This is a genomic window from Crossiella sp. CA-258035 (genome assembly GCF_030064675.1).
Taxonomy (GTDB): domain Bacteria; phylum Actinomycetota; class Actinomycetes; order Mycobacteriales; family Pseudonocardiaceae; genus Crossiella.
In genome coordinates this window covers 4,923,221-4,937,803 of record NZ_CP116413.1, presented here as the reverse complement: position 1 = coordinate 4,937,803, position 14,583 = coordinate 4,923,221, and the positions used below count along the sequence as shown (strand labels likewise).

Below are 14,583 nucleotides of genomic sequence, written 5' to 3'. Positions count from 1 at the left end.
CGGATACCCAGCCGCCGCCGGCTTCACCCGTCCCCGAGGTCCACCTTCGGCAGCGGCCGCACCGCCGGGCCCTGGATGACCGAGCCGTCCAGGGCGAACCGGGAGCCGTGGCACGGGCAGTCCCAGGTCTGCTCGCCGTCGTTGAAGGCCACCAGGCAGCCCAGGTGAGTGCAGCGCGCGCCCAGGGCGCACAGCTCACCGCCGGGCTTGCGGTAGGCGGCCACCGCCTTGGTGCCGACCGTGGTCACCACGGCCTGCCCCTCGGCCAGCTGATCCACCCCGCCCGCGGTCGCGGCGGCGAACCGGTCGCCGACCATCCGGGCGGCCACGTGCGCGTTGGTCTTGACGAACTTCGGCGCGGACTGGGCCAGGGTGGTGCGCAGCGGGTCGAACAGCGAGGCGTGCGGGTTGGCCACCCCGGAGATCAGGTCGCGCAGGATCAGCCCGGCCAGGGTCCCGTTGGTCATGCCCCAGTGCCCGAACCCGGTGGCCACCCACACCTTCTTGGTGAACGGGTGGAACCGGCCGATGTAGGGCAGACCGTCCGGAGTGGACAGGTCGTGCGCCATCCACCGGTAGCGGATCTCGGTGAGCCCCAGCCGTTCCCGCGCCCACCCGGCCAGCCGCTCGAACCGCTCCGCGGTGTTGTCCCCCTCGTCGACCAGGTGGCCCTCACCGCCGACGATGAGCAGCTCCCCGCCGCCGGGCAGCGGCGCGGTGCGCACCGAGTGCCCGGAGTCCACATCCAGGTACATCCCCGGCGGGCCCTCGCCCGGTCCGGCCACCACCAGGTCCCGGCGCGGTTGCAGCCTCGGGAAGAACGCGCCCCGGTCGAAGATCGGGTAGTGCGTGGCCACCACCACGTGCTCGGCCCTGATCCGGCCCTCGGTGGTGGTCACCACGCACGGGTCGCCCTCGGTCAGCGCCAGCGCCCGCACCCCGGTGTGCACCGAGCAGCCGTCGCCGGGCAGCAGCGCGGCCAGCCCGAGTAGCCACCGCCTCGGGTGGAACTTGGCCTGGTCGGCCAGCCGCACCGCGCCGGCCACCGGGAACGGCAGGTCGGTGTCCTCGGCGAAGGCCGCGGGCAGCCCGGCCGCGGCCGCCGCCTCGGCCTCCGCGCGCAGCGTCGCCACACTGCCCGGCTGCTCGGTGTAGAGCACGTTGGCGCAGCGGGTGAGCTCGCAGTCGATGCCCAGCCGCGCCGAGGTGGCCGCCAGCCACTCCAGCGCCGCGGTCTGCGCGCGGGCGTGCGCGGTCGCGGTCCCGGCGTTGAAGGACCGGCGCAGCCGCTGGTGGATCGGCCCGTGCTGCACGGTCACCTTGGCCGTGGTGTGCCCGGTGACTCCCGCGGCCAGGTCTCCGGCCTCGATGAGCGCGACCCGTAGGCCCAGCTGCTTGAGCAGGTAGGCGGTCGTGGTCCCGGCGATCCCGGCGCCGAGCACCACCACGTCGGTCTGCTCGGGCAGCTCAGGGCGGTCGGCGACGGCCGCCGGGGTGCTGGAGATCCAGTAGGAGACGTTGGCCATGGCCCCCAGATACCCGCCTGCGGGCAGGGCAACCAGGTCAGTGCGCCGCGGCGGGTTCGCTCACCCGTCCGGCGCCCGCGGTCAACGCCCGGCCCGCGGCCATCCGGTCCATGCCCAGCGGCCAGCTGGACAGCAGCACCACCGCGTACTGCCGGTCGCCGCCGACCAGGCCGGTGCTGTGCAGCACGGTGCGCTCGCCGCTGCTGCCCCAGCCCTGCTTGATCGCCCACCGGCTGCCCGGCAGCCCGTCCGGGATGCCGAAGTGCTGGTCGAACCCGTCCGCGGCGGCCCGCGGCGCCTCGGCCATCGCCGAGGTCAGCAACCGGCGGCGGTCCTTGGTCTCCGCGGCCGAGATGTGCCGGTAGACCAGCGCCACGTCGTGCGCGGTGACCTGGGTGTCGCCCCACTGCCCGGCCCGCTCCGGCGGCCGCACCCCGCCCAGCTTGAGCTTGCCCGCGACCCGCTTGACGATCTCCGGCCCGCCGTGGGCCGTCCACAGCGCGCTGGCCGTGGCGTCGTCGCTGACCGAGAGCATCCGCTGCACCCGGTCCTCGGCCTGTTCGCCCTGCCGGTCCAGCGCGTCGAGCGCGATCAGCAGCTTGACCACCGAGGCCGCGGCGAACCGCTGCTGGGAGTTCACCCCGGCCACCACCCGGCAGGCGGACAGGTCGAGCACCTCGTAGCCGACCGTGGCGCCCTTGGCCGAGGCCGCCACCGCCGCCTGCACCGCCGCGGCCGAACCGCTGGCCGCCTTGGGCGCGACCAGCGGCCCGGCGCAGTCGGTGCGCCACGGGTCCCGGCCGAAGGAGGTGGTCAGCACCACCGTCGTCGCCACGACGGCGACCAGCCCCAACGGCAGCCATAGTCGTACTCGCATGCCCGAATGACGCCGATCGGGTGAGGGTGGTTGCAGTGTGAAACCACAGGGTTCCTGAAGCGACCACCCTCGGTGCCCGTTCAGGCGGCCGCGCGCTCACCTGCCGGGCGGCGACGGCGCGAGGCGTCCAGCGACGGCGGCTGCCAGGCCCCGTCCGCCCGGTACAGGTCGGTGCCCGGCGGCACGATCTCGTCGATCCGGTCCAGCGTCGCGTCGTCCAGCTCCAGCTCGACCCCGGCCAGCAGCGAGGTCAGCTGCTCCATGGTGCGCGGCCCGATGATCACCGAGGTCACCGCGGGGTGCGCGGCCGGGAAGGCTACCGCCAGCTGCGCCAGCGGCACCCCGAGGTCCGCGGCCAGCTCGGTCAGCTTCTCCAGCGCGTCGAACTTGGCCGCGTTCTCCGGCAGCGAGGCGTCGAAGCGGAACGGGGTCAGCGCGGGCCGCCCGGTGGTCAGGTCCACCGGCTGGTCCTTGCGGACCTTGCCGGAGAGGAAGCCGTTGGCCAGCGGGCTGTAGGTCAGCGTGCCCATGCCGTAGCGCTGCGCGGTGGGCAGCTGGTGGGTCTCCACGCCGCGGGCGAGCAGGTTGTAGGGCGGCTGCTCGGTGCGGAAGCGGTACAGGCCCCGGCGCTCGGCCACGTGGTGGGCCTCGGCGATGTCCTGGGCGGGGAAGGAGGAGCAGCCGATGGCGCGCACCTTGCCCTGGCGGACCAGGTCGGTCAGCGCGGCCAGGGTCTCCTCGATGTCGGTGGTGTGGTCGGGCCGGTGCACCTGGTAGAGGTCGATCCAGTCGGTGCGCAGCCGCCGCAGGCTGTCCTCCACCGCGCGGGTGATCCAGCGCCGGGAGTTGCCGCCCCGGTTGGGCCCCTCGCCCATCGGGAAGTGCACCTTGGTCGCCAGCACCACCTCATCGCGACGGCCTTCGAGGGCCTTGCCGACGATCTCCTCGGACTCGCCCCTGGAGTACATGTCGGCGGTGTCGACGAAGTTGATGCCCGCGTCCAGCGCGGTGTGGATGATCCGGGCGCTGTCCTCGTGGTCGGTGTTGCCGACCATGCCGAACATCATCGCGCCCAGGCAGTGGACGCTGACCTCGATCCCGGTGCCGCCAAGCGTGCGGTAACGCATAAGTCCTGCTCCCCAGTAGTGGTGATCTTCGGGGCGGACCCTAGGTGCTGGAGCGAACTCCAGGTCAAGCCCTCATGATACGTTTGCCTGAGTCAATTACTTAGTAGACTGGGGCAACGATGACCACGACGCAGCGGATCGCCGCCATCCGGGCCTTCACCCGGTGCTACACGGCTCAGCTGGGCGTGCTGGACGAGGGCCTGCTGCGCACCCCGTACACCCTCACCGAGGCCAGGGTGCTCTTCGAGCTGGGTCAGCAGGAGGCCACCGACGTCGCCGACCTGCGCCGCGACCTGGGCCTGGACGCCGGCTACCTGAGCCGGATCGTGGCCCGCTTCGCCGCCGACGGGCTGCTGGTCAAGGAGAAGTCCCCGGCCGACGCCCGCCGCCAGGTGCTCCGCCTGACCGAACGCGGCCGCGCCGTGCACACCGACCTGGACACCCGCTCCGCCGACCAGGTCCGCGACCTGCTCGCCACCCTCGCCGAACCCGACCAGCGCCGCCTGACTGAAGCGATGAACACCATCCGCGCGGTCCTCGAACCCACCCGCTCCCGCCCGCCCACAGTGGTCCTGCGCCCCCCGAACCCCGGCGACTACGGCTGGGTCATCAACCGCAACGCGGTCCGCTACGCCGAACAGTTCGGCTGGGACCACACCTACGAGACCCTGGTCGCCAGGATCGTCGCCGACTACGCCGGAAACCACGACCCGGCAAGGGAATCCGCCTGGATCGCCGAGGTCGACGGTGAAGCGGTCGGCTGCGTCTTCTGCGTCGCCGAGAACGCCGAAACGGCCCGCCTGCGCCTCCTGCTGGTCGAACCCTCCGCCCGCGGCCTGGGCATCGGCTCCCGCCTGGTCGAGGAATGCCTGCGCTTCGCCGAACGAGCGGGCTACTCGTCAATCACCTTGTGGACCAACGACATCCTCACCGCCGCCCGCAAGATCTACCAGGCCGCGGGCTTCGAACTGGTCGCCGAAGAACCCCACTACAGCTTCGGCAAGGACCTCATCGGCCAAACCTGGAGCCGCCCCCTGCCGGTCCGCGCGCCTACCCTGCCAAGGTGAGCGCCCCGGACATCCACCCCGCCGACCCCAGCCAGGCCGACGAGTTGACCGCCCTGATGCACAACTCCTCGGCCTACCAAGGCGAGTACGCCTCAATCCTGCACGGCTACCGGCTCACCCCAGCAGACCTGACCACCGCACCCACCTTCGTCGCCCGCCGCGGCACCGAACCCCTGGGCTTCTACCGCCTGATCCCAGACCCACCGGAGCTCGACCTGCTCTTCGTCGCCGACCACGCGCAAGGCCTCGGCCTGGGCAGACACCTGATCCGGCACATGCTGGCGGTGGCGGGGGAGCGGGGCCTGGCCGCGGTGCGCATCGTCTCCCACCCGCCGGCCGCCGACTTCTACCGTCGCCAAGGCGCACAACAGGTCCAGCTGCTGCCACCAAGCCCGCCCCGGGTCACCTGGACCCGCCCGGAGTTCCGGCTGCCGGTCCCCGCGCCAGGAAACTCAGCAGCCCCACCAGGATCAGCACCCCACCGCTGACGGCGTAGAGGATCAGGAAGGGAATCAGACCCACCACCACCTGGACTGCCCCGACCAGCAGACAAAGCCCACCGAGCAGCCAGGTGTGCCGCGCGGCCAGCGGCAGAAAGGCCAGCAACGCGACCGCGAGGAAGAACGGGCTGGCCGGACCAATGGCGAGGGACATCAACACGCCAACGGTCATCGACACCACGATCGCCAGCCCGGTCAGCCGCCACAGCCAGCGCGGCGGACTCAGCGCGAGCACTCCACCGGTTCGGCAGGCGAGCACGTCCATGATGACCCCCAGGGTTGAGCGGATGCTCAATTCTAAGCACAAGTTGAGCAAATGCTCAAAGCGGTGGAGTCAGCGCCATCGCGCCAACCGGCAGCCCGCCCACCAGGCAGTCGCCGGGTTGAGTCCCCCGGCCCTCGCCGCCCGTCCTCCCATCACCAGCCCGCGGCCCGGCCATCCCGCAGCCTCGCCACTGTCCCGCAGCCCGGCCGCCCCGTGGCCTCGCAGCTCGATCGGCTTGCCGTCCAGCCGCCCCGTTACCTCGCAGCTCGACCGTCCCGCCGCCCGGCCGCCTCGTGGCTTCGTGGTCTCGTGGCTCGACTGTCCGCCGTCTGGCCGCCCCGTGGCCTCGCAGCTCGACCGTCCTGCCGTCGGCCGCCCCGTCGCCTCGCCGCCGGTCGCCCTTCGTCGCCCCGTCGCCTCGCCGCTGGTGGCCCTTCGCCGCCGCGTTGCCGCGCGGCCCGCTCGCTTGGCCGCCCGCCCTGTCGCCGTCTCGCGCCGCTGCCCCGAAGTCGCCCCACCCGCGCGGGCCGCCCGGCCGCCGTTGTGTGGCTGCTTGGTCGCTCTGCCGCGGTGTTGGCCTCAGCCTGTGATTCGCTGGGCCGCCAGCCGCCCGGAGATCAGCACCGGCGGAATCCCCACCCCCGGTGTGGTGCCCGCCCCAGCCAGCACCACGTTCGCGAACGCCCGGGGCAGGTTTCCCGGCCGGAACGGGCCGGTCTGCGCGAAGGTGTGCGCCAGCGCGAACGGGGTGCCCGCGGACAGGCCCTGCCGCGCCCAGTCCGCCGGGGTCACCAGAGACAGCCGGGTCACCGCGGCCTGGTCGGGCAGCAGGCCGCGTTTGGCCAGCACGGTCACGATCTCCTCGGCGTAGCGCGGGCCCAGCCGGTCCCAGTCCAGTGGTGCGGCGGCCAGGTTCGGGCACGGGGCGAGCAGGTAGTGGCCGGTCCGGCCGGGTGGCGCGAGGGTGGGGTCGGTGAGCGAGGGGGTGGTCAGCAGCAGGGACGGGTCGGACATCAACTGCCCGCGGTCGGTGATCTCGGCGAAGGTCTGCTCCCACGCCTCGCCGAAGCTGATCGTGTGGTGCGCGAGGTCCGGGGAGGTCTTCTCGGCGGACAGGTGCACCACCATCGCCGAGGGGGACCATCGCAGCGGGACCGGTCGCCGGGGGCGGTGGCCGAGCAGTTCGTAGGTCTCGGCGAGGTCGGTGGTCAGCACCACCGCGTCACAGGTGATCCGGTCGGTGGCGGTGTGCGCGGCCAGCACCCGGCCCGCCCTGCCTTCCAGGGACTCCACGGTCTCGCCGTAGCGGAACCGCACCCCGGCGGCCTCGGCGGCCTCGGCCATCGCCTGGGGCAGGGCCCGCATACCGCCGCGCGGGAACCACACCCCGGCCACGGTGTCCATGTAGGCGATCACCGCGTAGGCGGCCAGCGCCCGCTGCGGCGGCACCCCGGCGTAGAGCGACTGGAAGGAGAACACCCGTTGCAGTCGCGGATCCCGGATGAACTTGCCCACCGCCGGGCCCAGCCTGCCGAACCCGCCCAGTGCCACCAGCTTCGCCAGCGAGGAGCCGACCAGGTCCAGCGGCGAGTCGAAGTTCGCGCCGATGAACCGGTCCCGCTCCACCGCGTACATCCGGCCCAGCCACTCCCGCAGCCGCAGGTACCCCTGCGCCTCCGCAGGACCGGCGAACCGCCGCACCTCCTCGGCCATCGCCTCGGCCCCGGTGTGCACGTCCACGCTGCTGCCGTCGGCGAACCGCGCCCGGTAGGCCGGATGCAGCGGCAACAGCTCCAGCCGTCGCTCCAGCGAGTCCCCGACCGCGTGCAACGCCTCCTCGACCAGTTCCGGCATGGTCAGCACGGTCGGCCCGGTGTCCAGCCGGAACCCGTCCACGTCCAGCCGTCCGGCCCGGCCGCCCGGGTGCGGCTCGCGCTCCACCACGGTCACCTCGCGGCCGCTGCCCCGCAGGTGCAACGCCGCCGACAACCCGGCCAACCCACCGCCGACGACCAGGACGTGGTCGCTCCGTCCGGTCACCCGCCGCATGGTCCGCGCTCCGTTCGCCTCACCCGCCCGCCACCACCCGATCAGTGGTCGCGTCCGGTCAGCACCCTGGCCAACGTACCCAGTTGCCCGGACGGGCCCGCACCAAGGTCCGCCGCGGCCAGCGCCGCCAGCGCGGCCGCGGTGTGCTCGGTGATCATCCGCTCCACCGCCGCCACCGCGCCGACCTCGGTCAGCGCCAGCCGAACCCGGTCCACAGTGGACTCATCCACCACGGCATTCCCGCCCCCGGCAAGGATTCCGCCCAGCAGCTCGGCAATCGCCGTCCGCCCGGCCCGCTCGGCCAGCTGCGCGCCCAGCACCAGCAGCGGAGTGCGCTTGCCCTCCCGCAGGTCGTCCCCGACCGGCTTGCCGGTGACCGCCGGATCGCCGAAGACCCCCAGCAGGTCATCACGCAGCTGGAAGGCCACCCCCAGCGAACGCCCGAACGCCCGCAGCTGCCGCACCATCGGCGCGGGCGCCCCGGCCAGCTCGGCGCCCAGTTGCAACGGCCGCTCGATGGTGTAGCTCGCCGTCTTCAACCGCGCCACCCGCAACAGCGCGGGCAACGAGTCCTCGCCCTTGGCATGGGCCCGCAGGTCCAGGTACTGACCGGCCACCATCTCGCTGCGCATCGCCTGCCACGGCTGCCAGGCCCGCCGCAACATGTCATGGCTGACCCCTGAGCTGACCAGCGCGTCATCGGCCCAGGCCAGCGCCAGGTCCCCGATCAGGATCCCCACGCCGTCGCCGAAGCGCTCCGCGGAGCCCGACCACCCGGCCGACCGGTGCCGCCCCGCGAACACCACGTGCGCCGCGGGCCGCCCACGCCGGGTGGAGGACCGGTCCATCACATCGTCGTGCACCAGCGCGCTGCACTGCAGCAGCTCCAGCGCCACCAGCGCCCGCACCACCGAGTCGGCGCGTTCCCCAGCCGGGTCGCCACCGGCGGCCCGCCAGCCCCACCAGGCGAAGGCGGGCCGGATCCGCTTGCCCCCGGCCAGCGCCAGCTCGGTCAGGGCCCGCACCAGCGCCGGATCGACACCACCGCGCACATCGCTGTCCCCGCGCGCTTGGAGGAACTCCTCGATGGCCGGCTCCAGCCCGGCCTCGGTCAGCTCCGCAGCGAACACCACCTGTTCGACAGGCAAGTCCCCCTCCTCCGCTCGCCGCGTCTCCCGCCTGGCGACGCTAGCCGCCGCCTCCGGAACGCGCATCCGCGAACGGCGCTGACCTGCGGCGACGCCAAGACTGCCGGTCGCCGCCGCGCACCCGGGCGAAGGCAGCCCGCGCCCTCGGGATGTAGCGGAGCCGGTACGGCAGCAACGGCCAGAGCCGGGCTACCACTGCCGCGAACCGGCGAAACCGGCGTTCGTCCACCGGCCGCCAGGACGCGCCGATCTTGGCCCGCACCACCGGCGGCAGCAGCGCCCTGGTGAGGAACCACAGCACCCGGCCGACCAGTGGCGCGACCAACCGCCACAACGGCGCGGGCAGCCACGGCTGCGGCATCGTCTCCGGCCGCTCCACGAACCCCAGCAGAGCCCGCGCCGCCGGAGTCAGCTCCAGCTGCTCGGCGCACACCCGGTCGAAGTAGGCCTGGAACTCCGCCCAGTCCTTCGGCACCGGACGATCGCTCACCCCGTAGCGCCGATAGGTCAGCAGGGACTCCGCGTACAGCTGCTCCCGCTCCGCCTCGGTCAACGGCCGGTCGAAGACCTCCGCGGTCTGGAGCACCACGTCGAGCATGGTCGCGTGCGCCCAGAACCACACCTCGGGATCCAGCGCGTGGTACCGCCGCCCCTGCTCGTCGTGGCCGGTGATGCCGTGGTGCAGCTCCCGGATGCCGCGCGCGGTGTCCTCGGCGGCCGGGCCGTCGTAGACCACCCCGGCGATCTGCGGGATCGACCGCAGCGTCCGGGCCCACGGCTCGGTGTAGAACGCCGAGTGCTGCACCACGCCGGCGCCCAGTGCCGGGAACATCAGCTCCAGCAGGCCGACCCGCCCGAGCAGCAGCAGCGAGCGGCGGTCACCCGAGTAACGCCAGTGCAGCGATCCGGGACCGGGTGCGGTCATGGCTGACTCCTCCAGGGGGAGCCCCCATCATCGCTCACCCGCCCCAGCGGGCGACATGGGCCGATCCGGGGTCACCGCTCGCTGTCCAGATGCGCCATCAGCGGTTCCGGATATCTGGGTCCGGCGGCGGAGTCCGCCGGCACCGCGCGCTCGATCGCCTCGAGGTCCACATCGGACAGTTCCAGGTCGAGCGCGCCCAGGGCCTCGGCCAGTCGCTCCCGGCTGCGCGCGCCCACCAGCGGCACGATGTCCTGTCCCTGGTGCGCCACCCAGGCGATGGCCACCTGCGCGGCACTGGCGCCCCTGGCCGCGGCCACCGCCGACAGCGCCTCGGCCAAACCGAGGTTGTGCCCGAGGTTCTCCGGTGCGAACCGCGGGCTGTGGCCACGGAAGTCCCCGGCCTGGATGGGCCGGTCGGCCGACCAGTGCCCGGACAGCAGACCCCTGGAGAGCACCCCGTAGGCGGTGATGCCGATGCCCAGCTCACGGCAGACCGGCAGGATCTCCGCCTCGATGCCGCGGGAGATCAGCGAGTACTCGATCTGCAGATCCACGATCGGGTGTACCGCGGCGGCCCGGCGCAGGGTCTCCGGGCCGACCTCGGACAGGCCGATGTGCCGCACGTGCCCGGCCTGGATGAGCTCGGCGATCGCGCCGATGGTGTCCTCGATCGGCACCGCGGGGTCGAGCCGGGCCGGGCGGTAGACGTCGATGTGGTCGGTGCCCAGCCGTTTCAGCGAGTAGGCGGCGAAGTTCTTCACCGCGGCCGGACGGCAGTCGAAGCCGAGCCAGCCGCCGTCGGCGTCGCGCAGCGCGCCGAACTTGACGCTGATGACCGCCTGGTCGCGGGCCCGGCCGCGCAGCGCCTCGGCGACGAGCAGCTCGTTGTCGCCCATGCCGTAGAAGTCGCCGGTGTCCAGCACGGTCACGCCCGCGTCCAGGGCGGCGCGGATGGTGGCGATGCCCTCGGTCCGGTCGGCTGGGCCGTAGAGGTCCGACATGCCCATGCAGCCCAGGCCGAGCGCGCCGACCGCCGGTCCGGTGGCGCCAAGGGGACGAGTGATCATGGTGTTGCTTCCTCCGGTCGGTTCGGCGGCGGTGGTGCCGCTGCCACGAGCCTGCCCCGCCCGCCGCGATTTGAGGAGAGGACTCCCCGTCCCGGGGACGCCCCGATCCAGGGACGGGGAGGTCCTGGATAACTGTCGGTGCGGCAGGGCAGGGTGGAGCCGTGGACCGAAACCAACTCGCCGACTTCCTCCGCCGCTGCCGGGCCCGCCTGCAACCCGCCGAGGTGGGCGGCCTCGACCTGGCCCGCCGCCGCACCCCCGGCCTGCGCCGGGAGGAGGTGGCCAGGCTCGCCTGCATCGCCACCGACACCTACGCCCGCCTTGAGCAGGGCAGAGGCCGGCATCCGACCACCCAAGTGCTGGCCGCGCTGGCCCGCGCGCTGCGCCTGACCGACGACGAACGCGACCACCTGTACCTGCTCGCCGGACACGAGCCACCTGCCCCGCCCCGCACCACCGAGCTCCGGCCGAGCATGATCCCGCTGCTCTACCGGCTGTGGGACTACCCGGCCATGGTGATCTCCGACCTGGGGGTCTGCCTGGCCCAGAACCCCCTGGCCCGCGCACTGATGGGTGATCTCGCGGCGGCGCACGGCTGGGACCGCAGCTTCCACTGGCGCTGGTTCGCCCGGCCGGAGAGCCGCGCGCTGTTCCCCGCCGAGGACCACGCGGAGCACTCCCGGGTGCAGGTCGCGGACCTGCGCGCCACCGCGGCCCGCCGGGCCGGGGACCAGGACGTGCGCGAGTTCGTCCGGGCCCTGCGCTCGGCCAGCGCGGAGTTCGCCGAGCTCTGGGACCAGCACGAGGTCGCGGTCCGGCGCTCGGACCACAAGCGGTTCCTGCACCCGGAGATGGGGCTGATCGAGACCCGCTGCGAGATCCTGCTGACCCCCGAGCACGACCAGCGGTTGCTGTTCTACGCCGCGGAGGTGGGCACCGTGAGCCACGACCGCCTGCAACTGCTCGGCATGCTGGCGTACCAGACCCCGGAGGATCAGGCCGAGGCAGAGGCCGCGCTGGCGGAGATGGAGGCGATGGACCGATATCCCCAGGAGCCGTTCCAGTCCTGACCTGGCTCCAGCACGATCAGCCCGTCACCGCTGTTGAAGGCGTTCGGCGCGCAGGTCATCGGCTCGATGGTGATGCCGGAGCGCGGCGTGCGGGCCGCCGGGGCGTAGTCGTCGGTGTAGACCTGGAGGTAGTCGTAGCCGCCGTCCATCCACAGCTCGGTGGTCGTGCCGGTGGCGTCGGCGACCCTGGCCACGGCCAGGCCCTGCTCGTCGCGGACCAGGTCGGTGAACGCGGTGTCCAGGGCGACTGAGCCGAGCGCGCGAGTGGTGCGGAAGTCCAGCGCGGTGCCCGCCACCGACTCCTTGCCGATGGGCAGCAGGCGGTTGTCGGTGGGGTAGTAGGTGGCGGCAGGGAGGGTCAGCTCGACCAGTCCGGCGGTGGCCAGGTACGGGTGGTGCGCGGCGCCGAAGGGCGCCCGGGTGTGGCCGGTGTTGGTGGCGTGCAAGGTGATCCGCACGCCCTCGGCGTCGACCTGGTGCTCGATGCGCAGGGAGAGCTGGAACGGGTAGCCGTACTGCGGCCGCTGTTCCTGGGACAGCACGACGCGGTCCTCGGTGTGCTCGACCAGTGACCACTCGGTCCAGCTGAGCAGTCCGTGCAGGGCGGTGCGCCGGTCGGGCTCGTTGATCGGGACCTGGTGCCGCACACCGTCGAAGGTGTAGGCGCCGTTGTCGATCCGGTTGGGCCACGGCACGATGGTCTTGCCCTGGTAGCTGTCGCCGAGCTCCTCGGCCGCGTGGGTGAGCAGCCGCTCGACGCCGTCGACCCGCCAGGACAGCAGGGTGGCGGCCACTCCCGCCACCACCGCGGTGTGCCGGCCGGAGCGGATCTCGTACAGGCGCCCGTTCGTCGTCATGAGACGGATTGTGTCATCCGGGCAGGCGTGGCGGCGTGGCGAGGCGCTGCCGGGCGGCCGGCGGGTCAGCCTGCCAGCTCGTCGGTGCGGGAGAGCCAGCTGCGGTAGACCGGGGCCTGGTCGGCCTTGGCCCAGTAGGCGCGGATGGCGCTGCTGACCAGGGTGTCGGCCAGTCGCGCCACCGGGCTGTCGGTGCGCACGGCCAGGATGTGGCGGAAGTCAGGGCGGGCGCCGTGGAAGGGGCGGACCGAGATGCCTTCCTCCAGCCGGAAGGTCGCCTGGGCCAGCATGACGCCCAGGCCGGTGCGGATGAATTCGCGGGCGTTGGCGCTGTCCAGTCGGTAGGCGATGCGCGGGATGAATCCGGCATTCGCGCACAGGCCGCGGAGGTATTCGGCACAGCGGATCTCCAGGCCCTGGGGGAGGATCCAGTTCTCCTCGGAAAGGTCGGCCAGGGAGATCTCGAATTCGTTTGCTAGCGAATGTCCTGTTGCGACGGCGATGAACAGCGGCTCGGTGGCGATGGTGTGCACCGCCACACCTGGCAGGCGGTCCAGCGGCATGGCCGGGTGCTCGGCAAGCACACCCAGGTCGGCGGCGCCACCCGCCAGAAGTTCCATCGCGGTCTGGCCGGAGCGTTCCTGCCGGAGGGTGATGCTGGCCTCAGGGGCCAGTTCGTACAGGCGTTCGGTGACCGGCCCCGGCAGCGGGGTCGGGTGGGCGACGATCCGGATCTGGGTGGGACCGGTGTGCAGTGGGGCGGTGTGCTGGCGGGCCTCCTGGATCAGCTCGTCCACCGAGGGGACCAGGACCCTGGCCCGTTGCACCACCAGCTCGCCCAGTGCGGTGGGGCGGGTTCCGTTGCGGTCGCGGTGGAACAGCGTGCCGCCGAAGGCCCGCTCCAGCCGCTGGAGCTGACGGGTCAGCGCCGGTTGGGTGAGGCCGAGCTGGATGGCCGCGCCACTGAGACTGCCCACCTCGCTGATCGCCCGAATCATCCGCAGATGCCGGATCTCCACGTCCATGAACCCGATGCTAGGACGCCTGGACCTGGTGCCGTAGCCGCTGATCGGTCCCCCGACTGGCCGATCCATGCCATCGGGTCATGGTCAACTGTCAGTGGCCCCGCCGGTTTGTTCAAATTCTAATGAGTTTCATGTTGTCCTCGACGACACCGGTGCGGCTGGCCACGCGGGTGCTCGAACTTGTGCTGGCGCACCAACGAAAAGCGCGCGGCGACCGATCCTGTCGGCAAGATCCGTGCCCGCGTTGCCTTTCCGCGCAATTGCCGTCGGTGCTCGACGCCATTTCCGCGAACCGGCCGATCCAGTTCGTGCTGCCCGCCTTTCCGGTCAAGTCGCCCAACCGGGAGAAGGTGCTCGGACACCTCCCGGACCTGGCCGAGGAGCTAGCGGTCACCTTCCTGGACGAGCTGTGCGCCGAGCTGGCCGAGGTGTACCCGCCGGGCGTGCGGCTGACCATCTGCTCCGACGGGCGAGTCTTCGGCGACCTGATCGGCGTGCCGGATGAGCACATCACCGCCTACCAGCACGAGATGGCCGCGTTGATCAGCGCCACCGGCGCGGACCGGCTGGCTCTGTACACATTGGACGACTACGCGCCGGGGGCCAGCCCGGTCTCGCTGCGCGACCTGCTCGACCGCGAGTACACCGAACCGCTGTCCTGCCTGCGCGCCAAGGTCCGCGCCGATCCGGACCTGCGCGCCATGTACCTCGGCCTGGTCCGGTTCCTGCTGGAGGACCGCTACGGCCCGGACTACACCGGCACCCGCGCCGCCCTGCAACGGGAGAGCAGGCACCGCGCCTACGGCGTGCTCGCCCGGAGCCGGGCCTGGGGTGAGCTGGTCGGCGCCCGGTTCCCGGCGGCGGTCCGGCTCTCCATCCACCCGCAGCCCTGTGGCTCGGCCAAGCTCGGCCTGCTGCTGGGCCGCACCCCGGACGCCTGGCTCACCCCCTGGCACGCGGTGGCCGTGCACGAGCCAGGCGGATTCACCCTGATGAAACGGATCGAGGCCGAACGGCTGGGTGCGCGGCTGGTGCACCGGGCCGGCCGCCCCAGCCACTACGTCCTGCCCTGAGCACTGG

The 14,583-nt window shown here is 72.5% G+C and carries 14 protein-coding genes; 4 read left to right on the top strand and 10 right to left on the bottom strand.

Going from position 1 to position 14,583, the window contains the following annotated elements:
• Positions 1–23: 23 nt before the first annotated feature.
• The 3 genes from N8J89_RS22580 to N8J89_RS22570 form a co-directional block, all read right to left on the bottom strand.
• On the bottom strand, positions 24–1,526 hold the full coding sequence (locus tag N8J89_RS22580; RefSeq protein WP_283658982.1) for an FAD-dependent oxidoreductase: 1,503 nt from the start codon (positions 1,524–1,526) through the stop codon (positions 24–26).
• Between the two features lie 37 nt (positions 1,527–1,563).
• Positions 1,564–2,403: a serine hydrolase gene (locus N8J89_RS22575; protein ID WP_283658981.1), complete on the bottom strand. Its 840-nt coding sequence runs from the start codon at positions 2,401–2,403 to the stop codon at positions 1,564–1,566.
• Between the two features lie 80 nt (positions 2,404–2,483).
• A complete protein-coding gene (locus tag N8J89_RS22570) occupies positions 2,484–3,530 on the bottom strand; it encodes an aldo/keto reductase (protein ID WP_283658980.1) in 1,047 nt (348 codons plus the stop codon).
• 119 nt (positions 3,531–3,649) lie between these two features.
• Here N8J89_RS22570 and N8J89_RS22565 point away from each other — a divergent pair, with 119 nt between their 5' ends.
• Positions 3,650–4,597 (top strand): bifunctional helix-turn-helix transcriptional regulator/GNAT family N-acetyltransferase, encoded by a 948-nt coding sequence (locus tag N8J89_RS22565; RefSeq protein ID WP_283658979.1) that lies wholly within the window; start codon positions 3,650–3,652, stop codon positions 4,595–4,597.
• Positions 4,594–5,085 carry a GNAT family N-acetyltransferase gene (locus N8J89_RS22560; RefSeq protein WP_283658978.1) on the top strand — a complete coding sequence of 164 codons (492 nt, stop codon included), beginning with the start codon at positions 4,594–4,596 and terminating at the stop codon, positions 5,083–5,085. The genes N8J89_RS22565 and N8J89_RS22560 overlap by 4 nt, the downstream gene beginning before the upstream one ends.
• Here N8J89_RS22560 and N8J89_RS22555 read toward each other — a convergent pair.
• From N8J89_RS22555 to N8J89_RS22535, 5 genes are all read right to left on the bottom strand, one after another.
• Positions 5,000–5,362, bottom strand: coding sequence for a hypothetical protein (locus N8J89_RS22555; protein ID WP_283658977.1), 363 nt, complete (start codon positions 5,360–5,362; stop codon positions 5,000–5,002). The two genes, N8J89_RS22560 and N8J89_RS22555, sit on opposite strands and share 86 nt — an antisense overlap.
• 579 nt (positions 5,363–5,941) lie before the next feature.
• Entirely contained in the window at positions 5,942–7,411 is a 1,470-nt protein-coding gene (crtI, locus tag N8J89_RS22550; RefSeq protein ID WP_283658976.1) for a phytoene desaturase family protein, read from the bottom strand.
• A gap of 41 nt (positions 7,412–7,452) precedes the next feature.
• Positions 7,453–8,559 (bottom strand): polyprenyl synthetase family protein, encoded by a 1,107-nt coding sequence (locus tag N8J89_RS22545; RefSeq protein ID WP_283658975.1) that lies wholly within the window; start codon positions 8,557–8,559, stop codon positions 7,453–7,455.
• Positions 8,560–8,599: 40 nt separating this feature from the next.
• Positions 8,600–9,484 carry an oxygenase MpaB family protein gene (locus tag N8J89_RS22540; protein ID WP_283658974.1) on the bottom strand — a complete coding sequence of 295 codons (885 nt, stop codon included), beginning with the start codon at positions 9,482–9,484 and terminating at the stop codon, positions 8,600–8,602.
• 71 nt (positions 9,485–9,555) lie between these two features.
• Positions 9,556–10,551 carry an aldo/keto reductase gene (locus N8J89_RS22535; protein WP_283658973.1) on the bottom strand — a complete coding sequence of 332 codons (996 nt, stop codon included), beginning with the start codon at positions 10,549–10,551 and terminating at the stop codon, positions 9,556–9,558.
• Positions 10,552–10,712: 161 nt separating this feature from the next.
• Here N8J89_RS22535 and N8J89_RS22530 point away from each other — a divergent pair, with 161 nt between their 5' ends.
• Positions 10,713–11,621, top strand: coding sequence for a helix-turn-helix transcriptional regulator (locus N8J89_RS22530; protein ID WP_283658972.1), 909 nt, complete (start codon positions 10,713–10,715; stop codon positions 11,619–11,621).
• Here N8J89_RS22530 and N8J89_RS22525 read toward each other — a convergent pair.
• Entirely contained in the window at positions 11,546–12,478 is a 933-nt protein-coding gene (locus N8J89_RS22525) for an aldose 1-epimerase family protein (RefSeq protein WP_283658971.1), read from the bottom strand. The two genes, N8J89_RS22530 and N8J89_RS22525, sit on opposite strands and share 76 nt — an antisense overlap.
• A 65-nt stretch (positions 12,479–12,543) precedes the next feature.
• Positions 12,544–13,503: a LysR family transcriptional regulator gene (locus N8J89_RS22520; RefSeq protein ID WP_283658970.1), complete on the bottom strand. Its 960-nt coding sequence runs from the start codon at positions 13,501–13,503 to the stop codon at positions 12,544–12,546.
• A 269-nt stretch (positions 13,504–13,772) separates the two neighbouring features.
• On the opposite strand from N8J89_RS22520, the gene N8J89_RS22515 reads away from it, so the two are divergent.
• A complete protein-coding gene (locus N8J89_RS22515; RefSeq protein ID WP_283658969.1) occupies positions 13,773–14,576 on the top strand; it encodes an L-tyrosine/L-tryptophan isonitrile synthase family protein in 804 nt (267 codons plus the stop codon).
• Positions 14,577–14,583 lie beyond the last annotated feature (7 nt).